Origin of the sequence: Streptomyces sp. CA-106110, assembly GCF_050936285.1 — a bacterium.
Lineage (GTDB): Bacteria > Actinomycetota > Actinomycetes > Streptomycetales > Streptomycetaceae > Streptomyces.
This window is the reverse complement of the sequence record NZ_JBNJNB010000001.1, coordinates 7,300,801-7,326,566: the sequence shown is the minus strand read 5'-3', so window position 1 is coordinate 7,326,566 and position 25,766 is coordinate 7,300,801. Positions and strand designations below refer to the sequence as shown.

Below are 25,766 nucleotides of genomic sequence, written 5' to 3'. Positions count from 1 at the left end.
CAGGGCGTACGGGGCAAGCACTGTGTACGGCTATGAGGAGGTGGCGGCGACGCATGTCGAGCATGTCTAGGGCGAGGGTGGCCCGGCGCATCGCGGCGGGCGCGGCGTACGGCGGTGGCGGAATCGGCTTGGTCGGTGCGGCCGCCGTCGGTCTGCTGCTGGCCGAGGTGCAGATGGCCAAGCGTCATGTGGGCAACGGCAACAGCCCGCACCCTCCGAGTGCGAACGGCCTGTACGGCTGGGACTCCCCCCGCGCACGCCGGACCGGAAGGGGCGAAGGCTACGCCGCCCTCGACGAACCGCCGCTGCGACTGGTGATGCTCGGCGACTCCACGGCCGCGGGACAGGGTGTGCACCGCTCCCGCCAGACACCGGGCGCCCTGCTGGCCTCCGGTCTCGCGGCGGTGGCGGAACGCCCCGTGGACCTGCGCGTCATCGCGCTCCCGGGAGCGCAGTCCGACGACCTGGACCGGCAGGTCGCGCTGACCCTGGAGGACCAGGACCAGGTTCCGGACATCTGCGTGATCATGATCGGCGCGAACGACGTCACCCACCGGATGCCGGCCACCCGCTCGGTGCGGCACCTGTCCTCGGCCGTACGCCGGCTGCGCACGGCCGGGGCAGAGGTGGTGGTCGGCACATGCCCCGACCTCGGCACGATCGAACCGGTGCAGCAACCGCTGCGCTGGCTCGCCCGCCGCGCCTCCCGCCAACTCGCGGCCGCCCAGACCATCGGAGTCGTCGAACAGGGCGGTCGCACGGTGTCCCTGGGCGACCTGCTGGGTCCCGAGTTCGAGGCGAATCCCCGCGAGCTCTTCGGCCCGGACAACTACCACCCCTCGGCGGAGGGCTACGCCACGGCCGCGATGGCGGTCCTGCCGACGGTCTGCGCCGCCCTGGGCCTCTGGCCCGCCGAGGAGGAGCGTCCGGACGCGTCCCGTCGCGAGGGCTTCCTGCCGGTGGCCCGCGCCGCCGCCGAGGCCGCCTCGGAGGCGGGCACCGAGGTCACGGCCGCCATGCCGACGGGCCCACGGGGCCCCTGGGCCCTGCTCAAGCGCCGCCGTCGTCGCCACCTCCCCGCCCCGGAGGACACCCCGGCCACGGCCGCCGAACCCACGCCCTGAGGGGTGCGCCCCGGCCCCAGGCCCGCCTCGGGGCACGGCTCGTCCGGGGGCGCAGGTCGGTGGCCCGGGGACAGCCGCGCGGGGAGAGTCGCGCACAGGGCAGCGGCTCCGAAGGCGCCGGCTGCGCGCCCGTACGCCTCTCGACTCGGGCACGCGGAGGTACCGTTGAAGCCGCCAAGGAAAAAGCAAGCGCTTAGAAAAGTGCGGCCGGAGTCACACCCCCGTGCTCGTGACCTCCACCGTACGTACGGGTAACTTCCCCGACAGCCCTGCCTTCCCTCGTATGGAGCCGTGATGCCTGAAGCCGTCATCGTGTCGACCGCCCGCTCGCCCATCGGCCGCGCCTTCAAGGGCTCCCTGAAGGACCTCCGCCCGGACGACCTCACTGCCACGATCATCCAGGCCGCCCTCGACAAGGTCCCCGCGCTGGACCCCAAGGACATCGACGACCTGATGCTCGGCTGCGGCCTCCCCGGCGGCGAGCAGGGCCACAACCTCGGCCGTATCGTCGCCGTACAGATGGGGATGGACCACCTCCCGGGCTGCACCATCACCCGGTACTGCTCCTCCTCCCTGCAGACCTCCCGCATGGCCCTGCACGCCATCAAGGCCGGTGAGGGCGACGTCTTCATCTCCGCGGGCGTCGAGATGGTCAGCCGCAGCGTCAACGGCACCTCGGACATCCCGGGCACCCACAACCCCCTCTTCGCCGAGGCCGAGTCCCGCACCGCCGCCGTCGCCAAGTCCGGGAGCGACGCGTGGCACGACCCGCGCGAGGACGGTCTGCTGCCCGACCCGTACATCGCGATGGGTCAGACCGCCGAGAACCTCGCCCTGCTGAAGGGCGTCACCCGCGCGGAGATGGACGAGTTCGGCGTCCGCTCGCAGAACCTCGCCGAGCAGGCCATCGCGAAGGGCTTCTGGGAGCGGGAGATCACCCCGGTGACCCTCCCGGACGGCACGGTCGTCAGCAAGGACGACGGTCCGCGCCCCGGCGTCACCATGGAGGGCGTGGCCGGCCTCAAGCCCGTCTTCCGCCCCGACGGCCGCGTCACCGCGGGCAACTGCTGCCCGCTCAACGACGGCGCCGCCGCTCTGGTCATCATGAGCGACACCAAGGCCCGGGAGCTGGGGCTCACGCCGCTGGCGCGGATCGTCTCCACCGGTGTCTCCGGCCTCTCCCCCGAGATCATGGGCTACGGCCCCGTCGAGGCCAGCAAGCAGGCCCTCAAGCGCGCCGGCCTCACCATCGACGACATCGACCTCGTCGAGATCAACGAGGCCTTCGCCGCCCAGGTGATCCCCTCCTACCGCGACCTCGGCATCCCGCTGGACAAGCTGAACGTCAACGGCGGCGCCATCGCGGTCGGCCACCCCTTCGGCATGACCGGCGCCCGTATCACCGGCACGCTGATCAACTCGCTCCAGTGGCACGACAAGCAGTACGGCCTGGAGACGATGTGCGTCGGCGGCGGCCAGGGCATGGCGATGGTCATCGAGCGCCTCAGCTGACCGCCTAGCGCCCTCGCGCAACGGCCCGGAGCCCCGTTTCCCTCAGGGCTTCGGGCCGTTTTGTGATCGAATCTCCCCCAGGATGTGACCTATCTCCCTCCGGACGAGGTTTACGCAGGTCAGAGTTGTTTCGTCAGCCATCCCCAGGGCAGACCGCCTGTCCGTTTCGTGACGTTACGCACTGACAGATGGATAGTCCACCCTTCAAGCTGATGTAGGAAGTCGAGGGTCGACTTTGAATCGGGAGTACGTCAGTGAGCGCCATGCCGATAGCTCTGCTGCTCGCCACGGCCGCCACCGCGGGCGTGGGCGTCGCCGTCCTGCTCAGCGTGCGGGCGCTGCGCCGACAGGTCGCGGCGTTGCACACTCAGCTCGCCGAGAGCCGTAGCGCGCACGCACGCGGATTCGTGCCCGCCGCCCGCTCGACCGCAGACGCGGACGAGATACGGGCGGCCGTCGCCGAGGCGCTCGCCGACGAGCGGGAGCGCGAACTGGCCGAGGCGCGCGCGTTCTGGGCAGCCCAGGAGGCCCGTGACATCGCCGACGCGCCCACCCTGCTCGGGCTGCCCGACACCGACCTGTTCCTGCCCCGCCAGTCGGACTTCGTGGGCCTGGAGCACGACAGCCTGGAGCCGGTGACGGAGCCCACGGCCGAGGACAGCGAGTTCGCCGGGGGAGACTCCCCCGAACTGGCCGCCGCCCGCCGTCGGCACCCGTCGCACCCCGACTTCGTACCGTCCCCGTCGCCCGTGGTGAACGACCACGAGCGTACGGTCGCCTGCCTCGAGGCGCTGGCCGAAGCCCGGACCGAACTCGCCGACGTCCGCCCCGGACCGCTGGGCACCCTCGACGTGTACGTCTTCACCGACGGCACGACGCTGTGCATGACTCCGGGCCACCGCGAGACGGCGGAACGCCTGGCCGCGGCCCTGATCGACGGCGAGGCGCCGGTCCTGCTCGGCGGCTCGGGGGTGTCGGGCGCGTACGCGCTGACGTTCGGGTGCGGCGAAGAGAACGTCTACGTCCTCGCGGACCGCGTCATCGCCTCCCTGTAGGCGCGGACGGCCTCGCCGGGTCCTCTCGGCGACCGGTCCCCGCAAGGACGGATCGCGTCGTGCCGTTCCCGTGGGACGGATCTGTGCGCCGGGGTGTCACACCCCGGCGCGTTTCTGTGCCTCCTCCACGAGTGCCACCGCCTCGCCGAGTCCCGCCGTGTCTTTCAGGACGAGTGCGAGATCGTGCCCGGCCACGGTGATCTGGTCCGCGGCCGCGAACATACCCGCGTCCGGCATCTCCCGCGGCTCGGCCGACGGGTCCTCGAGAAGCTGGGCGCGGCGCGCCAACTCCCTGGCCAGAGCGAGTGCTTCGGCCGCCGCGCTCCGCTGCAGGCGGCTCTGGGGAGCGGCCCGCAGACGGTCGGCGAAGTGATCCACGGCCCGGGTCAAAGGCGTCGTATCAAGCACGCCGTGAGACTACGCGTCGTGGCACGACTGTTGCCAACAGGCGAACACTCAGGCACGGTGACCTGAAGGACCGGCTTCGTCGAGTGCGTCCGGAGGCGCCGATGTCCCAAGTCTTCTCCGAGGAGACCCATCGCAATCTGCTCGCCCGCATCCCCCACTGCACCGGTCGTGAAGTCTCCGACTGGTTGCGCACCGTCGCCGAAGGCCCCTCTCTCTGCTTCGAGGAGAAGGTCAGTTGGCTTCGCCACGAGCACAATCTCGCATACGGCCACGCCAAGGCGATCATTCACGAGTACGACCTGAGGAGGGCCGCGCGCAAACTGCTCTGAGCGCGCACCGCGAACGCGTTCTCCCTGGAAATCCGTACGACGAAGGGCCCGCGAACCGTGGTTCGCGGGCCCTTCGACGCAGTGCGGCGCAGCGCTAGTCGTTACTGCTGAAGATCGCGACCAGTCGCAGCATCTCCACGTAGATCCACACGAGGGTCAGGGTCAGGCCGAACGCGGCCAGCCAGGCCTCCTCGCGCGGCGCGCCGTAGGCGATGCCGTCCTCGATCTGCTTGAAGTCGAGCGTCAGGAAGAACGCGCCGATCAAGATGGCGATGATCCCGACGATCGCGCCGAGCGGGCCCGTGCTGCGCAGCCCGCCGTCGGGGGCGATCCCGAAGGCGACCAGCAGCAGGTTGACCGCCATGACCAGGATGAAGGCGATGGCGATGGCCATGCCGATCCGCGCGTACCGCGCGGTGACCCGGATCCAGCCCGCCTTGTAGACGAGCAGGGTGGCGCCGGCGACGGCCATCGTGCCGAGAACGGCCTGGAAGGGCGCGCCGGACCACTGCGCGTTGTACATCTTGCTGATCACGCCGAGGAAGACACCCTCGAAGGCGGCATACCCGAGGATCAGCGCGGGCGTGGGGGTGCGCTTGAAGGACTGCACCATCGCCAGGACGAACGCGACGAGGGCGGAGCCGATCGCCAGGCCGTAGCTGGTGGACGAGATCGGAAGCACGGCCCAGGCGATGACGGCGCCGACCGCGACCGTGCCGAGAGTCATCGCCGAACGCGTGACGACGTCGTCCATCGTCATCCGGCCGGTGGTGGCCGGGGCCTGCGGCGGGGCGCCGTACTGGGTCTGCTGAGCGTAAGGGTTCTGCGCGTAGGTGTTGCCGCCCGCGTACGGATTGCCTTGCGCGTACGGGTTGCCCTGCGTGCCGACGGCGGCTCCCCCGGCCTGCGGCGCGGTGTTGAAGCCCGCGTAGCCGTTGTCGCGGCTGAACCCCCGTCGCGAGAAGACCGGGTTGCTGCTCCTCATTTCACTCCTCCATGGCCACCCTGCGTGGCCTGGGCTCAAGAGTAATAGGTAGGCAAAGGATTGACCCTAATGCTTGAGGAGGATCTTTCCCTCGTCGTTGCGCGAAACACGCTACGCGTGCCCTTGATTCCCGGCGAGGCGCCATCTCATCCATGACCAACCTGGGACAGAGTCGAGACCGGCCACTGATCCACCGGGCCGCCGGACACCGGCCGCCGGACGGCCGGCACCGGGTCGACCGGGGGACCCGCTCTCTGCCGAACGGGTGAGACCGGGGTGCCGGTCTCACCCGGACGGCTCACTCCAGCGGGAACCCTGTGTAACCGTCGGCGAGATCGGTCTCGGCGGCCCGCGAGGCGGTGAGCCGTTCCAGACGGGCCAGCTGGATGCGCTCGTCGAACGGCGTGGCCCCCGGGGCGCGGTGCAGCATCGTCGTCATCTCGTAGGAGAACCGCTCGGCCTGCCAGACGCGGCGCAGACAGGTCTCGGAGTACGCGTCGAGCCGCTCGCTCGAGCCGGTCTCCCGCTCATGGGTCAGCGCCCGGGCGAAGGTGACGACGTCCCCGACCGCGAGGTTGAGTCCCTTGGCGCCGGTGGGCGGCACGATGTGCGCGGCGTCCCCGGCGAGGAAGAGCCGTCCGTGACGCATGGGCTCGTGCACAAAGCTGCGCATCGGGGTGACGGACTTCGAGGTGATGGGGCCCCGGTCGAGCGTCCAGCCGTCGGCGGTCTCGAAGCGCCGCCCGAGTTCGTTCCAGATCTCCGCGTCCGGCCACTCCCCGGCGTCCGTGTCCGCCGGCACCTGGAGGTAGAGGCGGGAGACGGACGCGGAGCGCATGCTCAGCAGGGCGAAGCCGCGCTCGTGCCGGGCGTAGACGAGTTCGTCGTGCGAGGGCGCGACATCCGCGAGGACGCCGAGCCAGGCGTAGGGGTAGGTGCGCTCGAAGACACGGGACAGCCCGGCGGGGACCGCCCTGCGGGACACACCCCGGAAGCCGTCGCAACCGACGACGTAGTCACACTCCAGGACGTCCTCACGGCCTTCGCTGCGGTAGCGGACCCGGGGCCGGTCCGTGGCCGCGTCCTCGACGGCGATGGCCTCCGCCTCGAACAACAGCGGTCCGCCCTCCTTGAGCTGGAGCGCGATGAGGTCCTTGCAGACCTCGGTCTGGGCGTACACCATCACGGAGCTGCCGCCAGTGAGGGCGGGGAAGTCGATCCGGTGGCGGCGACGCGCGAAGCGCAACTCGATCCCGTCGTGGCGCAGCCCCTCGCGGTCCATGCGCTCGCCCGCCCCGGCCGCGCGCAGCACGTCCACGGTGCCCTGCTCCAGGATTCCGGCCCGCTGGCGCTGCTCCACGTAGGCGCGGTCCCGGCCCTCCAGCACGACGGAGTCGATGCCCGCATTGCGCAGCAGCCGCGCCAGCAACAGCCCGGCGGGTCCCGCTCCGATGATGCCGACCGTGGTACGCATCCCGACGCCCCTTTGCGCTCGTACGTTGTCCCGGGCCGCCCCGGGGCCCAGCCGAAGCCGGATTGTTCCGCGACCACAGGGCCGTTCGCCTGGTGAAACTTACTTCGCCATACGAAAGCCGAGTGTCCGACCGCAAAAGGCTCGCTGTCAACGGTGTCCCGCCCCACACAACCGGGGCGGCACGACAGAGGCCGGTGCGCGCGAGCCCCTGCCCCGCGGTCGCCGGACGAGCCGGACGGCCGGAACTCCCGCTTCTGCGAGGCCTCCTCGGCGAGCTTCCCGCCCGGCCAGGACCGCACACGCGCCGCGGATGGTGCATGTCCGGTGAACACGGTCCCCAAAAGCCTCCGACGTGCGGCTTGTTACGCTCCGTATCCTCTCAAGTCGCGAGCGAGATACGGCTGCGAGAGCATGGACGCGACCGAGGCCACCGCCTGGTGGGCAGTGGCCGTCATCGGATGCGGAGCCCATGTGCAGGGGGCCGCCCGGGAACTCTCCCGGCCTCACAGCTCCGGGCGGTGAGACCGCGCCGTACAGGCGTGGAGCCGCATCATCATTCGCGCCCGTCTCGCGCGTTCGAACCTCCCAACCTGCATGTGGTTCCGTATGCCCTGAAGGGAAGGCAGAACATTGAACGGACGCTTTCGCCTCGCCGCACTGGCACCCATCGCGGTGTCCTCACTGGCACTCGGCGCGCTGCCCCTGATGGCAGGCACCGCCCACGCCCTGACGCCATCGGCCACATGCCATGTGACACAAGACACCCAGAACCCCAAGCGGTTCAACATCGCCGGACAGGGCCTCACCCCGGGTTCGGACGTCAGCGTCTCGCAGGGCGGCGGGACCTTCTTCTTCAAGGCCACGGCCGAAGGAACGCTCAGCGGCACGGTTCAACTCTCGTCCACGGGCGGGCCCGTGACCATGCAGGAAGAGGGCGGGCCGAAGCTCTCCTGCGGCTCGGTCAAGCAGGCTGAACAGACCGACGCCCAGCAGCAGTTCGCCAAGGGCTTCACGGACGGCTTCAACACCGCCAAGCAGACCTGCAAGGCACAGGCGCCGCAGCAGGGCCTGGTCGCAGTGGACCCCAACTACGAGAAGGGGTTCAACTCCGGCGCAGCCGCAGCGATCGCCAAGTTCTGCAAGGCCTAGCGGCCCGCCCAGAACCGGCCACACATCCGACGCCGGTCAAGGTCGGAGAAGCTCCAGCGAGCCGGTGAGCAGTCGGCCGGTGGTGCGCCGGGCCCCGCGCGAGACGCGGTCGGCGCACCACCGGCCCGACGCGCGAGAGGCCGCCGGACGGCCACCTCTTTCAACGGGGGGAAGGACGACGAGTATGCATGGCGGTTCCCGCACCACAAGTAGTTGATCCATAAAGGAGTGGTTCGGCCCGACTTCTCGTGGCGGTAGTCCCGCATCGCGAGGTGGCCGCAGATCGGGCAGAAACGTTCAATCAGAGGCTGGTGCAGTTGGGCCGCGAGCGCCTCATGATGATGTCGGTCATAACGGCGGACAATGGGATCGGCCTCTCCGCCCTCAAGGGCGGCCCACCCCCACGTCGCAGGTGCGGTTGGTGCCCGGAACCGGACTTGAACCGGTACGCCCGCGAGGGGCAGCGAGGTTTAAGCTCGCCGTGTCTGCATTCCACCATCCGGGCAGGCCATGGGCGCCGCATCGAGCGTTCCGAGCCTATCGGGGCGCACCCCCCGAACAGGGGTCGGGCGGTGCGATGTTGTCTTATTTTATTGATGTCTGAGGGTGCATCAGCACTCGGTACGGGCCATCCGCACTTGCCAATAGCCTTTCGGGCGACCACGGCCCGCGCATGCGGAATGACGGAATTTCACCGCCCCGAAGGACAGCGGTGGCAGCGGCACGCATGACGTGAGCGACCGGTTTCGGCGCGGTGCCGTCCCAGGGGCGCCCGTCATCCCCAGGTATGACGGCGCACCGGCCGGTCCGACTGGAGACTGCCCCGGGAACCGGAACAGCGGCTGACTACACGCCGCCGATCGGCCGCGACGATGGAACACGTCCTCATCACCGTCGTCGTCCCGACAGGAGCACCCTCCCGTGACCAGCACCCCCCTCGCAGACAGGACCACCACCGTGGCCGCCCGGGCCACGGATCTGTCGAAGGTCTACGGACAGGGCGAGACCCAGGTGGTCGCCCTGGACCGGGTCACCGTCGACTTCCGGCAGGCGCAGTTCACAGCGATCATGGGCCCCTCCGGTTCGGGCAAGTCGACACTGATGCACTGCGTCGCCGGGCTCGACTCCTTCTCGTCCGGCTCGGTCCGCATCGGTGACGTCGAACTGGGCGCGCTGAAGGACAAGCAGCTCACCAAGTTGCGCCGGGACAAGATCGGCTTCATCTTCCAGGCGTTCAACCTGCTGCCCACGCTGACCGCGCTGGAGAACATCACGCTGCCGATGGACATCGCGGGCCGCAAGCCGGACAAGGCCTGGCTGGACACAGTGATCCAGATGGTCGGCCTGTCGGGGCGGCTGAGCCACCGGCCGGCGCAGCTGTCCGGCGGTCAGCAGCAGCGCGTCGCGGTGGCGCGGGCGCTGGCGTCCAAGCCGGACATCATCTTCGGCGACGAGCCCACCGGAAACCTGGACTCGCGCTCCGGCGCGGAGGTGCTGGGCTTTCTGCGCAATTCCGTACGGGAGTTGGGGCAGACGGTGGTCATGGTCACCCACGACCCGGTGGCGGCGGCGTACGCGGACCGCGTGATCTTCCTGGCGGACGGGCGGATCGTGGACGAGCTGTACGAGCCGAGCGCGGAGGCGGTGCTGGACCGGATGAAGCGGTTCGACGCCAAGGGCCGCACGAGCTGAGACCCGTGCGCCCCGGCCCTGGGCGCTCCGCCCCCAGAACCCCCTCGCCCTGAGCGGTCTCGCCCGCATCGCCGGACAGGCCCGACGGGACCGCCGGCCCCATCCGTACCCCAGCCCTGGACAGAGAGAAATGTTCCGTACCGCCCTGCGCAACGTGCTCGCGCACAAGGCCAGGCTGCTCATGACCGTGCTCGCCGTGATGCTCGGCGTGGCGTTCGTGTCGGGCACCCTGGTGTTCACCAACACCATCTCGGACGCCTACCAGAAGAGCTCGGCCAAGGGCTTCGACCAGGTCGACGTGGCCATCCAGCCGGAGGGCCGCGCGGACACCGGCGACAAGGTCGGCAAGGAGCCCAAGCTGACGCAGGCCCTCCTCGACAAGGCCGCCAAGGCGCCGGGCGCCGGCACTGCCATCGGTGTCGTCGGCGGCTTCACCGCCATCGCCGACAAGGACGGCAAGCTCATCGGCGGCGGCTTCCAGTCCCAGGGCGGGAACTACTGGGGGACCGAGGACCCTCGGTATCCGATCGCCAGCGGGCACGCCCCGAAGGGGCAGAGCGAGGTCCTCATCGACTCCGAGACCGCCAGGCGCGCCGGGTACAAGGTCGGCGACACCGTACGGCTGTCGATCGACGGCCCCGTCCTGACGCCGAGGATCACGGGCATCTTCACCACCGACGACGGCAATGTCGCCGCCGGCGGCAGCCTCGCCCTCTTCGACACGGCCACCGCCCAGCACCTGTTCCACAAAGACGGCTCGTACGACGAGATCGATGTGAAGGCCGCCCCCGGCACCACTCAGATCGCGCTGCGCAACGCGCTCGACGAGATCGTCCCCAAGGACACCGCCTCCACCACCACCGGCCGGCAGCTGGCCGACGACCAGGCCCAGCGGATCTCCCAAGCGACGAGCAGCATGCGCACCGCCCTGCTGGTCTTCGCGGGCATCGCGCTGTTCGTCGGCACGTTCATCATCGCCAACACCTTCACCATGCTGGTCGCCCAGCGCACCAAGGAGCTCGCGCTGGTGCGCGCGGTCGGTGCGTCCCGCCGGCAGGTCACGCGTTCCGTGCTCATCGAGGCGTTCGTGGTCGGCGCCGTCGCGGCCGTCACGGGTCTGGTGGCCGGCGTCGGTATCGGTGCGGGGCTGCGCTCGCTGGTCGGCGGGCTCGGCGGCAGCGTTCCGGACGGCCCGCTCGTCATCAGCCCGGGCACCGTCGCCACCGCCCTCGCCGTCGGCATCCTGATCACGATGCTCGCCGCCTGGCTGCCCGGGCGCCGTGCCGCGAAGATCCCGCCGGTCGCCGCGATGAGCAGCGTCCACGCGAAGGCGACCACCAAATCCCTGGTCCTGCGCAACACGTTCGGCGCCCTGTTCGCTTCGGCCGGCGTCGCCACGGTTCTGTACGCCACCACCCTGAACAGCTCGGACGGGCAGGCCCCGATGGGCCTCGGTGCGGCGCTCCTCGTGATCGGCGTCTTCGTCCTCACTCCGCTGCTGTCCCGCCCGCTGATCGCGGCCGCCGCGCCCCTCATGCGGGTCTTCGGGGTAGCCGGGAAGCTGGCCCGGCAGAACTCGGTGCGCAACCCGCGCCGTACGGCGGCCACCGCCTCCGCCCTGATGATCGGTCTCACCCTGATCACCGGCCTGACGGTGATGGCGGGCAGCCTCCAGAACGCGATCGACAAGATGGCGTCCTCCGCGCTCAAGGCGGACTACGTGGTCTCGATGGCGAACGGCAACGAGCTCTCGCCCGACGTCGAGAAGACGCTGAAGTCGACCGACGGCGTCACCGCGACCAGCCCGCTCCGCAACGCGCCCTCGCGCATCGACGGCAAGACCGAGTTCCTGACCGGCGTCGACGGCGCCACCATCGGCAAGCTGACCGATCTGACGCTCGACCACGGTGCCTTCGAGGTCGGCGGGACCCGGGTCGTGGTCGACGACAACACCGCGAAGTCCCACCACTGGACGGCGGGCTCCCGGTTCACGGTCTCCTACGAGGACGGGAAGAGGCAGCAGCTGACCGTCGCCGGCATCTACCAGAGCACCGAGATGATGCGCGGCATCATGCTGGACACCGCGACGCTCGCCCCGCACCAGAGCGACCCGTCCGACATGCAGGTCATGGTCAAGACGTCGGGAGGCGCCACCGCCTCGGCCAAGGACACCCTGGTGAAGGCGCTCGGCGACAACCCCGCGATCAAGGTCCAGGACAAGAAGGACATCTCCGACAGCATCGGTCAGGTGTTCACCCTGATGCTGAACATGCTCTACGGACTGCTGGCCATGGCCGTGATCGTCGCCGTCCTCGGTGTCATCAACACCCTGGCGATGTCGGTCTTCGAGCGCTCGCAGGAGATCGGGATGCTCCGCGCGATCGGCCTGGACCGCAAGGGCATCAAGCGGATGGTCCGCCTGGAGTCCCTGGTCATCTCGCTCTTCGGCGGTGTGCTCGGCATCGGTCTGGGCGTGTTCTTCGGCTGGGCGGCCGGTGAACTGCTCGGCACCAAGCTGGCGACCTACGAACTGGTCCTGCCCTGGGCCCGGATGGCCCTCTTCCTCCTTCTCGCCGCAGCGGTCGGTGTGCTGGCCGCACTGTGGCCGGCCCGGCGCGCGGCCCGCCTGAACATGCTGACGGCGATCAAGTCGGAGTAGCCGCAGCGGACGAAGGCCCCGTTCCTCGGCGGAACGGGGCCTTCGTCGTACGGGCGAGGCTCACTCCTGCCAGGCGCGGGCACGGAGCGGCAGCCCGGAGGCACCCGACTCCGGGGTCCGTACCGCGAGGACCTGGTTGACGCCGATGCGGTTGCGTTCGAACGCGAGCGCTGACGCGGCCATGTACAACCGCCAGACGCGGGCGCGCCCGGGGCTGGTCAGCCGCTGTGCCTGCGCCCACTCGGCCTCCAGGTTGGCGACCCAGCGGCGCAGGGTGAGGGCGTAGTGCGCGCGCAGGGACTCCACGTCGCGGACCTCGAACCCGGCGCGCTCCAGCTGGGTCACGGTGGTGCCGATGGGGGCGAGTTCGCCGTCCGGGAAGACGTACGCGTCGATGAACGCGTCGACGGAGTACGACGACTCGTCCCGTCGGGGCCGCCGTGCGATCTGGTGGTTGAGCAGCCGCCCGCCGGGCTTCAGCAGGGCGTACAGGTCGCTGGCGTACTCCAGATACCGCTCCGCGCCCACATGTTCGGCCATCCCGATGGAGGAGATCGCGTCGTAGGGGCCGTCGACCACATCGCGGTAGTCCTGGACCCGGATCTCGACGAGATCAGAGAGGCCCTCGTCGGCGACCCGCTTTCGGGCGTACATGGCCTGCTCCTGGGAGAGGGTGACACCGACGACGCTCACCCCGTACTCGCGGGCGGCGTGCAGGGCCATGGAACCCCAGCCGCAGCCCACGTCGAGAAGACGCTGACCGGGCTTCAGACCGAGCTTGTGGCAGACCAGTTCCAGCTTGTCGCGCTGGGCGTCCTCGAGGGTGCCGTCGGGCGCGGCCCAGTAGGCGCAGGAATACACCATGGACGGGCCGAGGACGATCTCGTAGAAGTCGTTCCCGACGTCGTAGTGGTGGCTGATCGCTCGCTTGTCGCTGCGCCGGGTGTGCAGATGGCCGCGGGCCTTGCGGACCTCCTCGCGGGGCGGCGGGGGCGGCGGGAGGAAGCCGGCCAGCTTGGCGAGGCCGCCGGCGGCGGCGCGGACCTCCGGGTCGCGCACGGCCCGGGCGAGGGAGCGGGCGTCCTCCCCGCGGTCCCAGATCAGGCCGGACATGAGGTCGAGGGCGGTGTACAGATCGCCGTCGACACCCAGGTCCCCGGCGACCCAGGCCCGGGCCAGACCCAGCTCTCCCGGTTTCCACAGCAGACGGCGCAGAGCGCGGCGGTTGCGCACCACGAGGGCCGGAGCCCCGGGCGGGCCGGCCTCCGAACCGTCCCAGGCGCGAATGCGCACCGGGACAGGAACTCCCAGCAACTGTTCGACGAGGCTCATCAACCGCGGCGCGGTGTCGGCCATGGTGCACACCTCCGTGACGGGGATCCCGGAATGTCCAACACCACGTAAACACTTGCGGGGCCGCAAAGCAGTCCCCCGTTGGCGTTACAGCTGGGCAAAATGCCCGTGTGGGCCAAGTGCCGGGGCCCTTCCGGCTGTCGGCTGCGCACGGCGCGGGCGCCGCCGACCGGGTCTCACGGCCGTGCGCCGCCGCCGCGGACACAGTCCGGCCGCGGTCTCCTGGGCCGCGCACCGCCGCCACGGACGGGGCTGCTCCGGCGACGCCGAAGGGGCCGCCCGCACCACGGATGGCGGGCGGCCCCTTCGGGTGTTGCCGTGTGACCCGGGGTCAGGAGGCCTTGGCCTTCTCCTCGGGCTTGCTCGCCGCGGCGACCGGCGCCGGCTTGGCGGCCTCGTAGAACTCCTCGCGCGGCGACTCGATCGCACCGAGCGAGACGACCTCGCGCTTGAGGAACATGCCGAGCGTCCAGTCCGCGAAGATCCGGATCTTCCGGTTCCAGGTCGGCATCGCCAGGCCGTGGTAGCCGCGGTGCATGTACCAGGCGAGACGGCCCTTGAGCTTGATCTTCATCTTACCCATGACGATCATCGCGACGCCCTTGTGGAGGCCGAGGCCCGCCACCGCGCCCTTGTTCGCGTGGCTGTAGTCCTTCTGCGGGAAGCCCCGCATACCGGAGACCACGTTGTCGCCGAGCACCTTGGCCTGACGCAGCGCGTGCTGCGCGTTCGGCGGGCACCAGGCGTTCTCGTTGCCCGCCTTGCGGCCGACGAGGTCCGGCACCTGCGCGTTGTCGCCGGCAGCCCAGATGTAGTCAGTGCCCTGCACCTGGAGCGTGGCCGCGGTGTCCACGTGACCGCGCGGGCCGAGCGGCAGACCGAAGCGGGCGAGCGCCGGGTTCGGCTTGACGCCTGCGGTCCACACGATGGTGTTGGAGTCGACCTCGAGGCCGTTCTTCAGCACCACGTGGCCGTCGACGCAGGACTCCATGGAGGTGGAGAGGTAAACCTCCACGCCGCGGCCCTCGAGGTGCTGCTTGCCGTACTGGCCGAGCTTGGGACCGACCTCGGGCAGGATCTTGTCGGCGGCGTCGACCAGGATGAAGCGCATGTCCTCGCGGGACACGTTCCGGTAGTACTTGGCCGCGTCGCGGGCCATGTCCTCGACCTCACCGATGGTCTCGGCGCCGGCGAAGCCACCGCCGATGAAGACGAAGGTGAGCGCCTTGCGGCGGATCTCCTCGTCGGTCGTGGAGTCGGCCTTGTCGAGCTGCTCGAGGACGTGGTTGCGCAGGCCGATGGACTCCTCGATGCCCTTCATGCCGATGCCCTGCTCGGCGAGGCCGGGGATCGGGAAGGTGCGGGAGACCGCGCCGAGCGCGATGACGAGGTAGTCGAAGGGCAGCTCGTACGCCTCGCCGACGAGCGGGGCGATCGTGGCGACCTTGCGGTCCTGGTCGATGGTGGTGACCCGGCCGGTGAGGACCTCCGCCTTCGGCAGCACGCGTCGCAGCGGGACGACGACGTGCCGGGGGGAGATGCTGCCGGCGGCGGCTTCGGGGAGGAAGGGCTGGTAGGTCATGTACGAGCGCGGGTCGACGACCGTGACGGTCGCCTCGCCGTAGCGCATCTTCTTGAGAATGCGACGAGCTGCGTACAGGCCTACGTACCCACCGCCTACTACGAGGATCCTGGGACGCTCCGTGGTGCTCATGGCATCGAGTATCCACCCGCCCCCAGGGGGTCGCTCGTGCGCCCCTTCACAAGCTTGTGCGAGGTGTCTGCTACACTCTGCCGCTCGCGTGACGGAGGTCATGGCGCCACCCCGGAACCACGGTGTAGGGCCGACCGTTGTCAAGGCTGAGTGAGCTGCCCGTCAAGGCCTTCGACGGGTCTCTGCGGGGGTCCGTCACCGGGCCTCCGCGCACCCCCGGGGACACCCGCGAAACCACTCCGCAAGGGCCCATTGGTCCCCCGTATGGCCCCATGGACCCAAAACGCCGCCCAGCAGGGGTGATTTCCTTGTGAAGAACTTCACGAAGTTTCTGGCCCGCATTTCGCCGAGGGGCCCCGGAGGCCCCTTCGGGTGCGCTCATACGTTATCGAACTCGCTCAGGAGAGGCTACCGACGAGTAGAAAAGGTCGCCGCGCGCCCCTCCTGAGCACACGTCAGAACCCGTCGGCCGCCCGCTTCGCCCCGCACGGCGGGGCGCTCGCGGTCATGCGAGGGACCAGGCGATTCCATCGAGGATGTCGTGCTCGCTGACCACGACCTCGGCGGCTCCGATCCGCTCCATGATCGCGAGCAGTACGAGGGCGCCTGCGCCGATCACATCCACACGGCCCGGGTGCATGGAGGGGATCGCCGCGCGCTCGGCATGCGTGGACCTCAGCAGCCGCTCGGTGATCTCCCGGACCTGGTCATGGGAGATCCGGGAGTGGTGGATCCTCGTGGAGTCGTACTCCGTCAGGTCGAGGGCGATCGCCGCGACGGTGGTGACCGAACCGGCGAGTCCGACGAGTGTCCGCGCCTCGGCGAGCGGCACCGTCTTCTCCACCAGGTCCAGCGCGGCCTCGATGTCGGACCGTATGGCGGCGATCTGATCCTCCGTCGGGGGGTCGGTGACGGCGCCGTCCCGCACGAGGTGACGCTCCGTCATCCGCACGCAGCCGATGTCGACCGACCGCGCGGCACGCGCATGCTCCTCGCCGACGACGAACTCCGTGGAACCGCCGCCGATGTCCACCACCAGGAAGGGCTTGGCCAGGTCCTCACGTCCCACGAGTTCCTTGGTCGCGCCGGTGAAGGAGAAGTCCGCCTCCTGGTCGCCGGAGATCACCTCGGGCTCGACACCGAGGATCCCCAGTACGCCCTGGACGAACTCGTCCCGGTTCTCGGCGTCGCGGGAAGCGGACGTGGCCACGAATCGGACGCGCTCGGCGCCGTACTCCTTGATGACCTCGGCGTACTCCCGGCAGGCGGCGAACGTGCGCTCCAGGGCCTCGGGTGCGAGCCGTCCGGTCCGGTCCACGCCCTGCCCGAGCCGGACGATGGTCATCCGTCGGTCCAGTTCGCGGAGTTCGCCGGTGGCCGGGTCCGCGTCCGCGACCAGGAGCCGGATGGAGTTCGTACCGCAGTCGACGGCGGCGACGCGTGTCACTTCTCGTCCTCCTCATCTTCGACGGGCTTGGCGGCGAACCAGCCGGTGCCCGACGTCTCCACGTCTCCCTCGTCACCGGACGGCGCGCCCGCCGGCGTCACGCACGAGCCCTTGCGCCACCACTCGGGCAGCATCGCGATCGCCTCGTCGCCCAGCGGATTGACGCCCGGTCCCGCGACCAGGGAGTGCGCCACGAGCACGTGCAGGCACTTCACCCGGTCCGGCATGCCGCCTGCGCTCGGGAAGCCCTCCAGGACCTCGATGGCGTCACGGCGGGCGATGTAGTCCTCGTGCGCGGCGCGGTACGCGGCCGCCAGTTCGGGATCGGTGGCCAGGCGCTCCGTCATCTCCTTCATGACGCCGTTCGCCTCCAGCGTGCCGATCGCGGAGGCGGCGCGCGGGCACGTCAGGTAGTACGTCGTCGGGAAGGGTGTGCCGTCGGGGAGGCGCGGCGCCGTCTCCACGACGTCGGGCTGTCCGCACGGGCACCGGTGCGCGATCGCGCGCAGCCCGCGCGGGGAGCGCCCGAGCTGCTGCTTGATGGCCTCGACGTCCGCGTCCGTGGGCTCGGTGCGCGGGGTGGGCGGCGGGGGCATGTCCATGGCTGTCTTTCAGACTGTCTTTCTCATCGGTGCGCTGGTTCGTCCGGTCACTGGGTCAACGGGCGCAGCGGCTCTCGGGTTCATGGTCGGCTCGTCGGTCGCGGTCGCTCTCCGGCGCGGGTCGGGACGGCGCTTCACCTGTCCATCGGTTCACGACGGTCCATCGGTTCACGTCCGCTCTGCCGTCCAGGATGCCAAGTCGAGGAGGCTGGCTCAGCCGTGCAGGGCGCATCGGCGGTTCTCCCACCGGAGGGTTCGGCGCGCCGCCGCCGTTCACGGCTTGTCGGCCTTGTCGACCCCGTCCCAGATGTTCACGTACCAGGGGCGCGCCGCCATCGCACGGTCCGCGCGTGCCCGCTTGGCGGCGTCCGGGTCGATCACGATGTAACCGGTCTCCCCGGGCATCACATAGTGCAGCCGCAGCCGGATCTGCTGCTCCGCGTAGGCGTCGTCCTGCCAGCGGGCCTTGAGGTCGCGCAGCTGCTCGACCCGCTCACGGGCCTGCGCCTGCTGCCGCTCCAGGTCGGCGATCTCGGCGCGCTGGGAGACGTACTGCCTTATCGGGTAGGCCAGCGCCAGGACCAGCGAGCACAGTACGAGGGCGAGCAGCGCGGCCCGGCCGGTGAGCCGGGAGCGCCGCGCCTGCCGCTTGGTCTGGGAGCGGTAGACCCGGGCCGCCGTCTGCTCCCCGAGCAGCCGCAGCCTGGTCGCGGTGGAGAACCGGTCGCCGTCCTTCCCGGCCATGTCTCCCGCCTCCCCTTCATACGTGCGTACGTCCCCGCACACGGTACGGGACCGGGTACGGGGACGTACGGACGACCGGCTAAGGCGTTGTCAGCGCACTCAGCCCTTGAAGCGCGGGAAGGCGCTGCGGCCGGCGTACACCGCGGCGTCGTCCAGGATCTCCTCGATGCGCAGCAGCTGGTTGTACTTGGCGACGCGCTCGGAGCGGGCCGGGGCGCCGGTCTTGATCTGGCCGCAGTTGGTGGCGACGGCCAGGTCGGCGATGGTGACGTCCTCGGTCTCGCCGGAGCGGTGCGACATCATGCACTTGAAGCCGCTGCGCTGGGCCAGCTCGACGGCGTCCAGGGTCTCGGTCAGCGAGCCGATCTGGTTCACCTTCACGAGCAGGGCGTTGGCGGTGCCCTCCTCGATGCCGCGGGCGAGGCGCTCGGGGTTGGTGACGAACAGGTCGTCGCCGACCAGCTGGACCTTGTCGCCGAGCTTGTCGGTGATGACCTTCCAGCCGGCCCAGTCGTCCTCGAACAGCGGGTCCTCGATGGAGACGAGCGGGTAGGCCGCGACGAGCTCCTCGTAGTACTCCGTCATCTCGGCGGCGGAGCGCTCCTTGCCCTCGAAGAGGTACTTGCCGTCCTTGTAGAACTCGGAGGCGGCGACGTCGAGAGCCAGGGCGATCTGCTCGCCGGGGACGTACCCGGCCTGCTTGACGGCCTCGAGGATGAGGTCGAGGGCCTCGCGGTTGGAGCCGAGGTTCGGGGCGAAGCCGCCCTCGTCACCGAGACCGGTGGACAGGCCCTTGGTCTTCAGCACCTTCTTGAGGGTGTGGTAGACCTCGGCGCCCCAGCGCAGGGCCTCCGAGAAGGACTCCGCGCCGATCGGGGCGATCATGAACTCCTGGATGTCCACGTTGGAGTCGGCGTGCGAGCCGCCGTTCAGGATGTTCATCATCGGCACCGGCAGCAGGTGCGCGTTCGGGCCGCCCAGGTAGCGGAAGAGCGGGAGGTCGCTCGCCTCGGAGGCGGCGTGGGCGACGGCGAGGGAGACGCCGAGGATGGCGTTGGCGCCGAGCGAGCCCTTGTTGTCGGTGGCGTCCAGGTCGAACATCGCCTGGTCGATCAGGCGCTGCTCGGTGGCGTCGTAGCCGACGAGCTCCGGGCCGATCTGCTCGATGACGGCGAGGACGGCCTTCTCGACGCCCTTGCCCTGGTAGCGGTTGGGGTCACCGTCGCGGAGCTCGATGGCCTCGAAGGCACCGGTGGAGGCGCCGGACGGGACGGCGGCACGACCCGTGCTGCCGTCGTCGAGGCCAACCTCGACCTCGACCGTGGGGTTGCCGCGGGAGTCCAGGATTTCCCGGGCTACGACGACGTCGATGGACGGCACGAGCATCTCCTTCATGGATGTGACGCTGAGAGTGCGGGGCACCTTGCGACTAGAGCCTATCCGTCCCGGGTGGGCGGCCAGCCGACCGACCGTCCAGGACAGGGTGACGGTACACATTGTTCCTACTCGGAACAAAGAAGGAGAGGAAAGCCCGGTGAAAATCGCACGGCGCGCAGGCAAAAAGGCCCCGCTCCGGTGCGTACGGGGGAACACGCACCGGAGCGGGGAGCCCGTGGGGACGGGGGTGGATCTCACGCGACCCCCACCATGGAGGTCACGTCTGGGGGGACCCTGTGAGCCGGCTGCCCGGCAGCTGTCACTTCAGGTGCAGCTGCTGACCCGGGTAGATGAGGTCGGCGTCCTTGACGATGTCCTTGTTCAGCTGGAACAGCTTCTTCCAGCCGCCCTGGACGTGGTGCTTCGCGGCGATCAAGCTGAGGCTGTCACCCTTGACGACCTTGTACTCGCCGTCGCCCTTCTTGACCTTCTGGCCGGTCGGGGTGGTGACCGTCTTCTGGGGAGCCGGGCGCTGCGCGGAGCGGTTGGCCGTCTGCTCACCGGTCGAGCGAGTGGTCGTGGTGCTCTTCGCGGACTTGTTCGTGGAGGCCGCGGCGCCGTTGTAGGGGGCGCTCGACAGACCCTTGCCGCACACCGGCCAGGCACCCTTGCCCTGGCCTGCGAGGACCTTCTCGGCGACGGCGATCTGCTGAGCCTTGCTGGCCAGGTCCGCACGCGCGGCGTAGGCGGTGCCACCGTAGGCGGCCCAGGTGGAGTTCGTGAACTGCAGGCCACCGTAGAAACCGTTGCCGGTGTTGATGGCCCAGTTGCCGCCGGACTCGCACTGGGCGACGGCGTCCCACTCGGCCGAGGTGGCGGCCGAGGCGTTGCCGGCCGCGAGCAGCGGAGCGGCTATGGCGGCGCCGGTGACACCGGCGAGCGTGACGGCGCGAGTGGCCTTGGACGGGCGGCGGTGCTTGCCCTTGCCGGAACACAGCATGGTTCGATCCCCTCACCGACGCCTGCGAGGTGAGCTGTCGGGTTCGGGCCGGTTGAGTTGCCCGGCCGCGCACGACGTGGTGCGCGGCTTCACCCCGAGCCGTCCCGGTCAATGTCCGGGCGCGGCGCTTACCTTGGGTCCCCCGCTCCTGCCTACGGCGCTTGACGCGTCGACTGTTCCCACACGGCCGCTGGCAGGATTCGGCGTTGCGACCGTGGGGGCCCGCTGTGGCGAGCGGACACGACCGTAAGCAGTCGATCCGCGGAATTTCAAAGACGATCAGGGCTTATGAGACTCATATCTCACTCTCGCCAAACCAGACATTCGCCACGAACCAGGGCATGAAGTCCCCTGGAACGGCAAGGCAGTTCACTGCTGCCCAGCGTCGGGCTCGGTACCGATCTCAAGGTTCTGACCGGGGAGAATGAGGTCCGGGTCGGCGCCGACCGTCTTCTTGTTCGCGTCGTACAACGTGGCCCATCCGCCCTTCAGGTCAAGGGAGTCGGCGATGGCCGTCAGATTGTCCCCGGGCCGGACGGTGTACGAGCCGTCGGCGGCGTCGCGCCCGGCGCTGGAGCCGCGCGAAGCATGCCGGGCGGCCGAGTCGCCCGCACGGTCACCCGCCGCACTCTCGTCGGCGCTGCTCCCGCGATGACGACCGGCCCTCGAAGAGGTGTCGCTCTGCCCGGACTTGTCCGACTCGTCGCTCTTCGTCGTTTCAGTGGACGCGTCGCCGTCACCCTGAGACCCCGCCGATCGGGAAGCACCCTTGAAGGACTTCTCACTCCCCCCGGAGGAAGGCGACGAAGAGGAGGAGGCGGACGAAGAAGGCGATGAGTGCCTCGAAGTGGTCGATCCGGACGACTCGGACAGTCCGGAGTCAATGCCGTAGTCGGAGGAGGACCCGCCGTCGGAAGATTCGCCCGCGAGGCCGGTGTCGACGTGCGCGGAGGCCGAGTCCTCACTCAGGCCGGCGACCAGACCGCAGGCGGACCAGACGGAGACGCCCTGGTCGTCGAGGATCCTCTCGGCGACGGCGATCTGCTGGGAGCGGCTCGCCTGGTCGGCCCTGGGGGCGTAGTCGAGGCCGCCGTACTCGTCCCAGTCCTGCTGCGTCAACTGGAGCCCGCCGTAGCGGCCGTTGCCGGTGTCCGCGCTCCAGGAGCCTCCGCTCGCACACTCCGCGACCCGGTCCCAGGTGGTACCGGAGGCCGCGCTCGCACCGGTGGCGCCCAGCAGTGGGATCGCGATCGCCGAACCGGTCACCCCTGCCGCAACAAGGAGAGCCGGAGCCTGGCGGGGGCGACGGTGACGGCCGTTCCCGGAGAGCATGCGCTTGCCTTTCACACGACAGCAGGGACCGGCGCGACGGTTGAGGCGAATCGTCGCGCTGCTGCGTGAAGGTAGCGCCAGGCGATCACTTGTCACAAGTTAATGCAGCGCAGATCACGTGAAGATCACAGAGTTGAGCACATGTCACCTTTCCGGGACCGCCCGCGGGATCGCCGCGTCATCCCCCGGAATCGGCGCCGGACCGCTGCCGCACATCACGATCCGTCGCGAACTTTACGGGCAAAGTGCGCAATCCCCGCATGATGAGCCCGCCGCGCCAGCGCAAGTCGACCGGGTCCGCCCCGAGTTCCAGGTCGGGCAGCCGGGTGAGGAGCGTGGCGAGAGCGGTCTGTCCCTCGAGGCGGGCGAGGGGGGCGCCGAGGCAGTAGTGGATGCCGTGGCCGTATCCCAGATGCTGGTTGTCGCGACGGGAGAGGTCGAGCACATCGGGATCGGCGAACCGCTCCGGGTCCCGGTCGGCGGCCGCCAGCACGACGAGCACCGGATCGCCGGGGGCGATGTCCTGCCCGCCGACGGTGAGCGGCTGGGTGGCGAACCGCCAGGTGGCCAGCTCGACCGGGCCGTCGTAGCGGAGGAGTTCCTCGACCCCCGTCTCGAGCAGCCCGCGTTCCCCGCGGGCGAGGGAGGCCTGCAGCCGGGCCCGCTGCTCGGGGTGGGTGAGGAGGGCGTACGTCCCGTTGCCGATCAGATTGACCGTTGTCTCGAACCCGGCGAAGAGCAGGATGAAGGCCATGGCGGCGGCCTCGTTCTCGGTGAGATGCTCGCCGTGGTCGGAGGCGCGGATGAGCCCGGAGATGAGGTCCTCACCGGGGCCGGGCGCATCGGGCAGGGCTTCACGCTTGCGGTGGATGAGGTCGGCGAGATAGCCGCGCATCTTCTTGACGGACCGGGCGACCCCGCCCCGGGGTCCCCCGCCGTGCCGGATCATCATCCCGGCCCAGTCCCGGAAGTCGTTCTGGTCCTCGCGGGGGACGCCGAGCATGTCGCAGATGGCGTAGATGGGGAGCGGGAAGGCGAACTCATGGATGAGATCGGCGGAGCCGCGTTCCGCGAAGCGGTCGATGAGCTGGTCGGTCAGCTCCTGCACCCGGGGGGCGAACTCGGCGACGCGGCGGGGGGTGAAGGCCTTGGAGACGAGCCGCCGCAGCCGCGTGTGGTCCGGTGGATCGATGTTGAGCAGGTGCGTCATGAGCTCGGCCTTGCGCTCGCCGGGGATGCCGGTCTTGCCCTTGGCGTGCGCGGGTTCGTCGTGGTGCGCCGGGTTCTTGCTGAGCCGCTGGTCGGCGAGGGCCTGCTTGGCATCGGCGTACCGGGTGACCAGCCAGGCCTCCACCCCGCTCGGCAGTTTCGTCCGGTGCACGGGGGCGTGCTCGCGGAGCCAGGCGTAGGCGGGGTAGGGGTCGGCGGCGAACTCCCAGGTGAAGAGTTCGGGCGCCGGGGGCTGGGGATGGGACGGGCTGGTCACACTTCGACGGTATCCGGCAGACCGAGCCACGCGTCGGGGCCCTTCCCGACGGCCTTGCGCCCGGTGCGGCTGCCCGCGTCGCCTTGCTGCGGCTTTGACCGATCCAGGCGCGGGCCCGACGCCGGGCCGCGCCCCGGATGCGCGAACCTGCCAGCACCACCGCCGTCATGCCGGCACCGACCACGGACCGGCGCAGAGGCCCGCCCCGGGAACCGCACACCGGACAGCACCACCGCCGTCATGCCGGCACCGACCACGGACCGGCGCAGAGGCCCGCCCCGGGAACCGCACACCAGGCGGCACCACCGCCGTCATGCCGCCATGGACCCGGACACGCCCGCTCCGTAATCCGCACGCCTGGCAGCAGCACAGCCCCGTGCCGGCATCAACATGGACCCGGCCCAGGCACGCCCCCAAGAACCGTGTACCGGAGAGCCCCCGGTCCCCTAGCCGCCTCCGCCCCGGACCCGCGTCAGCGACCCCTCAGTCGTCGCTCTCCACTCCCCGGATCGCATCCCGGTACACGCGGGCCGCCGCTCGTAGTGCTGCCTCCGGGTCCACGCCCTCCGACTCCGCTCGCGTCGCCATCGCGAGGAGTTCGTAGCCGATGCCCTCGCCCTGCGGAAGCGGGACGTCGAGGCCCGCTGTGCGGGCGCGGGACGACAGCTTGGCCGCCAGGGCCAGACCCGGCTGGCCGAGCGGAACGCCCTCCGTCACCGATGTGCGCCGCTTTTCGATCGCCTTGGTGCGCAGCCAGTGCTCCTTGACCTCCTCCGGCGTCGTCGCGGTCTCGTCGCCGAAGACGTGCGGGTGGCGGTGGATCAGCTTGGCCACGATGCCGCCCGCCACATCGTCGATGGAGAACGGCGCGTCCTGGTCCTCCTCGGCTATCCGGGAGTGGAAGACGACCTGGAGCAGGACGTCGCCCAGTTCCTCGCGCAACTCGTCGCGGTCGCCCGCCTCGATCGCCTCGACCAGTTCGTACGCTTCCTCGATGCCGTACTTGGCCAGGCCCTCGTGAGTCTGCTGCGAGGACCAGGGGCACTCGGCGCGGATGCGGTCCATGACCTGGACGAGGTCGAGAAGACGAGCGCCGGGCAGGTCGTACGACGCGGGGAGCAGCTCCAGCTCGGGCATCCGCACCCGGCCCGAACCCGCAAGCCGGGCCAGGCCGTCGGTGAGCTGCGGCTCGCCTTCGCCGGTCGCCACGACGGCCACCGTGTGCCCTCCGGCGCAGGCGTCGACCAACTCCTGCGCGGTCGGGGCGGCCTCCTCGACCGCTATGCCCGCCTCACGCAGATAGGGCAGCTGGGGGTGCGCACCGTCCGCACACAGCACCCGGTCGGCGTCGCGCAGCGCCTGCCAGGCGGGCCAGGACAACAGCCCGGGCGCGACCCGGTGGCTGGTGGTGAGCAGGACGATTCGGCCGACGGCCGCGTCGGGGGCATCGGTCGCGTGCGGACCGTCGTCGCGAGGGCTGGTTGCGTTCACCCTTCGAACGTAACGCACGCCACTGACGTCCCCGGGCTTTGTCCACAGGCCGTCCGACGGCCTCGGCACGGCACCCGACGCCCCCCGAACCGCACCCGCGCTACGCCGTCCGCTGCGTCGCCGCCGCGGTGACCTCCTTGACCCAGGGGGTCGGCACGTCCACCCGGCTGCTCTTCTGCACATCCCAGGCGCCGTAGCGCGGATTGAGGCCGACGTGGAGCTCCTTCGACGCCTCGGTCATGGCCTTCCAGAACACGGTCTTGCCGTCGGCCGTGCTCATGTCGGCACCGAGCGCGGCGGCCAGCTTCTGCGCCTCGACCTCCGTACGAAGGCTGTCGTCGAGACGCCGGGGTGCCACCCCGTACTGCTGCAGCCACGCCGACTGCAACGCCTTCGCGCCGCCCGCCTGCTGCTCCAGGCTCGAGCGCATCTGCTCGACCTCGCTACGGCTGACGCTCACGCCGGCGTTCTTGGCCGCGCGGTCCAGGACCCGGTCGAGAACGAGACTGTGGAGTGTGTCGCGGGTCAGGCTGCTCGTCTGGGCGACCGCCTGCTGGTACTGGGCGTCGTCCGTGGCGGCGGCGCGCTGGGCCGCACGCACCTCGTTCACCCGGCTCTCCAGCTGGGAGACCGTGATCCGCTGCCCTCCGACGACGGCCGCGGAACCCGCGTGGGCCGGTCCGCCGCACGCGCTGAGAAGGGGAGCCGCGGCCAGGGCGGCGGTGAGGGCGATCGCGGTGCGACGGCGGTGCAAGGTGGCCTCCTGAGGAGATTGTGCGGCGGTGCACAAAGTCTTGCGATGATCGATGGTAGGCAGTGGCCAGGCTCTGGCC

At 70.2% G+C, this 25,766-nt stretch carries 21 protein-coding genes, 1 tRNA gene and 1 riboswitch; of the genes, 7 read left to right on the top strand and 15 right to left on the bottom strand.

What is annotated here, in order from left to right; all coding sequences use genetic code 11:
• The first annotated feature begins 53 nt into the window (after positions 1-53).
• From ACQEXA_RS33845 to ACQEXA_RS33835, 3 genes are all read left to right on the top strand, one after another.
• On the top strand, positions 54-1,124 hold the full coding sequence (locus ACQEXA_RS33845; RefSeq protein WP_359411865.1) for an SGNH/GDSL hydrolase family protein: 1,071 nt from the start codon (positions 54-56) through the stop codon (positions 1,122-1,124).
• A gap of 294 nt (positions 1,125-1,418) precedes the next feature.
• On the top strand, positions 1,419-2,636 hold the full coding sequence (locus ACQEXA_RS33840) for an acetyl-CoA C-acetyltransferase (RefSeq protein ID WP_432928487.1): 1,218 nt from the start codon (positions 1,419-1,421) through the stop codon (positions 2,634-2,636).
• Positions 2,637-2,899: 263 nt separating this feature from the next.
• Positions 2,900-3,691 carry a hypothetical protein gene (locus ACQEXA_RS33835; protein ID WP_432939221.1) on the top strand — a complete coding sequence of 264 codons (792 nt, stop codon included), beginning with the start codon at positions 2,900-2,902 and terminating at the stop codon, positions 3,689-3,691.
• Positions 3,692-3,787: 96 nt separating this feature from the next.
• Here ACQEXA_RS33835 and ACQEXA_RS33830 read toward each other — a convergent pair whose 3' ends face one another.
• Positions 3,788-4,099: a hypothetical protein gene (locus ACQEXA_RS33830; RefSeq protein WP_359406593.1), complete on the bottom strand. Its 312-nt coding sequence runs from the start codon at positions 4,097-4,099 to the stop codon at positions 3,788-3,790.
• A 101-nt stretch (positions 4,100-4,200) separates the two neighbouring features.
• Between ACQEXA_RS33830 and ACQEXA_RS33825 the strand changes: the two genes are divergently transcribed.
• Positions 4,201-4,428: a DUF4287 domain-containing protein gene (locus tag ACQEXA_RS33825; RefSeq protein WP_359406596.1), complete on the top strand. Its 228-nt coding sequence runs from the start codon at positions 4,201-4,203 to the stop codon at positions 4,426-4,428.
• A gap of 94 nt (positions 4,429-4,522) precedes the next feature.
• On the opposite strand, the gene ACQEXA_RS33820 is transcribed toward ACQEXA_RS33825, so the two are convergent.
• Together ACQEXA_RS33820 and ACQEXA_RS33815 are read right to left on the bottom strand one after the other, a co-directional pair.
• The gene (locus ACQEXA_RS33820; protein WP_432928490.1) at positions 4,523-5,413 is read right to left on the bottom strand and encodes a Bax inhibitor-1/YccA family protein; all 891 of its coding nucleotides are present in this window, start codon (positions 5,411-5,413) and stop codon (positions 4,523-4,525) included.
• Positions 5,414-5,711: 298 nt separating this feature from the next.
• Positions 5,712-6,887, bottom strand: coding sequence for a 4-hydroxybenzoate 3-monooxygenase (locus ACQEXA_RS33815; RefSeq protein ID WP_432928492.1), 1,176 nt, complete (start codon positions 6,885-6,887; stop codon positions 5,712-5,714).
• A gap of 630 nt (positions 6,888-7,517) precedes the next feature.
• On the opposite strand from ACQEXA_RS33815, the gene ACQEXA_RS33810 reads away from it, so the two are divergent.
• Positions 7,518-8,036, top strand: coding sequence for a hypothetical protein (locus tag ACQEXA_RS33810; protein WP_432928494.1), 519 nt, complete (start codon positions 7,518-7,520; stop codon positions 8,034-8,036).
• A 419-nt stretch (positions 8,037-8,455) separates the two neighbouring features.
• Here ACQEXA_RS33810 and ACQEXA_RS33805 read toward each other — a convergent pair.
• Positions 8,456-8,541: transfer RNA gene (locus ACQEXA_RS33805), tRNA-Leu, on the bottom strand.
• Between the two features lie 416 nt (positions 8,542-8,957).
• Between ACQEXA_RS33805 and ACQEXA_RS33800 the strand changes: the two genes are divergently transcribed.
• Both ACQEXA_RS33800 and ACQEXA_RS33795 read left to right on the top strand, forming a co-directional pair.
• Complete coding sequence (locus ACQEXA_RS33800) at positions 8,958-9,728, top strand: ABC transporter ATP-binding protein (protein WP_359406608.1); 771 nt, start codon at positions 8,958-8,960, stop codon at positions 9,726-9,728.
• A gap of 130 nt (positions 9,729-9,858) precedes the next feature.
• Positions 9,859-12,387, top strand: a complete 2,529-nt coding sequence (locus ACQEXA_RS33795; RefSeq protein WP_432928496.1) for an ABC transporter permease — start codon at positions 9,859-9,861, stop codon at positions 12,385-12,387.
• Positions 12,388-12,447: 60 nt separating this feature from the next.
• On the opposite strand, the gene ACQEXA_RS33790 is transcribed toward ACQEXA_RS33795, so the two are convergent.
• The 11 genes from ACQEXA_RS33790 to ACQEXA_RS33740 form a co-directional block, all read right to left on the bottom strand.
• Positions 12,448-13,743 carry a class I SAM-dependent methyltransferase gene (locus ACQEXA_RS33790; RefSeq protein ID WP_433131908.1) on the bottom strand — a complete coding sequence of 432 codons (1,296 nt, stop codon included), beginning with the start codon at positions 13,741-13,743 and terminating at the stop codon, positions 12,448-12,450.
• Positions 13,744-14,071: 328 nt separating this feature from the next.
• Positions 14,072-15,454, bottom strand: coding sequence for an NAD(P)/FAD-dependent oxidoreductase (locus ACQEXA_RS33785; RefSeq protein ID WP_359406617.1), 1,383 nt, complete (start codon positions 15,452-15,454; stop codon positions 14,072-14,074).
• Positions 15,455-15,959: 505 nt separating this feature from the next.
• Complete coding sequence (locus tag ACQEXA_RS33780; RefSeq protein WP_432928500.1) at positions 15,960-16,901, bottom strand: exopolyphosphatase; 942 nt, start codon at positions 16,899-16,901, stop codon at positions 15,960-15,962.
• The gene (locus ACQEXA_RS33775) at positions 16,898-17,503 is read right to left on the bottom strand and encodes a DUF501 domain-containing protein (RefSeq protein ID WP_432928502.1); all 606 of its coding nucleotides are present in this window, start codon (positions 17,501-17,503) and stop codon (positions 16,898-16,900) included. Before ACQEXA_RS33775 ends, ACQEXA_RS33780 begins: the two co-directional genes overlap by 4 nt.
• A 273-nt stretch (positions 17,504-17,776) precedes the next feature.
• Complete coding sequence (locus ACQEXA_RS33770) at positions 17,777-18,247, bottom strand: FtsB family cell division protein (protein ID WP_360997865.1); 471 nt, start codon at positions 18,245-18,247, stop codon at positions 17,777-17,779.
• Positions 18,248-18,346: 99 nt separating this feature from the next.
• Positions 18,347-19,633 carry a phosphopyruvate hydratase gene (gene eno, locus ACQEXA_RS33765; protein WP_359406678.1) on the bottom strand — a complete coding sequence of 429 codons (1,287 nt, stop codon included), beginning with the start codon at positions 19,631-19,633 and terminating at the stop codon, positions 18,347-18,349.
• 310 nt (positions 19,634-19,943) lie between these two features.
• Positions 19,944-20,624 (bottom strand): transglycosylase family protein, encoded by a 681-nt coding sequence (locus ACQEXA_RS33760; RefSeq protein ID WP_432928504.1) that lies wholly within the window; start codon positions 20,622-20,624, stop codon positions 19,944-19,946.
• A 4-nt stretch (positions 20,625-20,628) separates the two neighbouring features.
• A riboswitch (cyclic di-AMP (ydaO/yuaA leader) is annotated at positions 20,629-20,794 on the bottom strand.
• A 199-nt stretch (positions 20,795-20,993) separates the two neighbouring features.
• A complete protein-coding gene (locus tag ACQEXA_RS33755) occupies positions 20,994-21,956 on the bottom strand; it encodes a transglycosylase family protein (RefSeq protein WP_432928506.1) in 963 nt (320 codons plus the stop codon).
• Positions 21,957-22,134: 178 nt separating this feature from the next.
• Positions 22,135-23,442: a cytochrome P450 family protein gene (locus ACQEXA_RS33750; RefSeq protein WP_432928508.1), complete on the bottom strand. Its 1,308-nt coding sequence runs from the start codon at positions 23,440-23,442 to the stop codon at positions 22,135-22,137.
• A gap of 483 nt (positions 23,443-23,925) precedes the next feature.
• On the bottom strand, positions 23,926-24,933 hold the full coding sequence (locus ACQEXA_RS33745) for a nucleoside triphosphate pyrophosphohydrolase (RefSeq protein WP_432928510.1): 1,008 nt from the start codon (positions 24,931-24,933) through the stop codon (positions 23,926-23,928).
• A 100-nt stretch (positions 24,934-25,033) separates the two neighbouring features.
• Positions 25,034-25,687 carry a SurA N-terminal domain-containing protein gene (locus tag ACQEXA_RS33740; RefSeq protein WP_432928512.1) on the bottom strand — a complete coding sequence of 218 codons (654 nt, stop codon included), beginning with the start codon at positions 25,685-25,687 and terminating at the stop codon, positions 25,034-25,036.
• Between the last annotated feature and the right edge of the window lie 79 nt (positions 25,688-25,766).

Excerpts from the sequence above, each read along its gene's own strand:
- ACQEXA_RS33845 (WP_359411865.1), top strand. The coding sequence starts at position 54 with ATGTCGAGCATGTCTAGGGCGAGGGTGGCCCGGCGCATCGCGGCGGGC.
- ACQEXA_RS33840 (WP_432928487.1), top strand. The coding sequence starts at position 1,419 with ATGCCTGAAGCCGTCATCGTGTCGACCGCCCGCTCGCCCATCGGCCGC.
- ACQEXA_RS33835 (WP_432939221.1), top strand. The coding sequence starts at position 2,900 with ATGCCGATAGCTCTGCTGCTCGCCACGGCCGCCACCGCGGGCGTGGGC.
- ACQEXA_RS33825 (WP_359406596.1), top strand. The coding sequence starts at position 4,201 with ATGTCCCAAGTCTTCTCCGAGGAGACCCATCGCAATCTGCTCGCCCGC.
- ACQEXA_RS33820 (WP_432928490.1), bottom strand. The coding sequence starts at position 5,413 with ATGAGGAGCAGCAACCCGGTCTTCTCGCGACGGGGGTTCAGCCGCGAC.
- ACQEXA_RS33815 (WP_432928492.1), bottom strand. The coding sequence starts at position 6,887 with ATGCGTACCACGGTCGGCATCATCGGAGCGGGACCCGCCGGGCTGTTG.
- ACQEXA_RS33795 (WP_432928496.1), top strand. The coding sequence starts at position 9,859 with ATGTTCCGTACCGCCCTGCGCAACGTGCTCGCGCACAAGGCCAGGCTG.
- ACQEXA_RS33790 (WP_433131908.1), bottom strand. The coding sequence starts at position 13,743 with ATGGCCGACACCGCGCCGCGGTTGATGAGCCTCGTCGAACAGTTGCTG.
- ACQEXA_RS33785 (WP_359406617.1), bottom strand. The coding sequence starts at position 15,454 with ATGAGCACCACGGAGCGTCCCAGGATCCTCGTAGTAGGCGGTGGGTAC.
- ACQEXA_RS33775 (WP_432928502.1), bottom strand. The coding sequence starts at position 17,503 with ATGGACATGCCCCCGCCGCCCACCCCGCGCACCGAGCCCACGGACGCG.
- ACQEXA_RS33770 (WP_360997865.1), bottom strand. The coding sequence starts at position 18,247 with ATGGCCGGGAAGGACGGCGACCGGTTCTCCACCGCGACCAGGCTGCGG.
- eno (WP_359406678.1), bottom strand. The coding sequence starts at position 19,633 with ATGCTCGTGCCGTCCATCGACGTCGTCGTAGCCCGGGAAATCCTGGAC.
- ACQEXA_RS33760 (WP_432928504.1), bottom strand. The coding sequence starts at position 20,624 with ATGCTGTGTTCCGGCAAGGGCAAGCACCGCCGCCCGTCCAAGGCCACT.
- ACQEXA_RS33755 (WP_432928506.1), bottom strand. The coding sequence starts at position 21,956 with ATGCTCTCCGGGAACGGCCGTCACCGTCGCCCCCGCCAGGCTCCGGCT.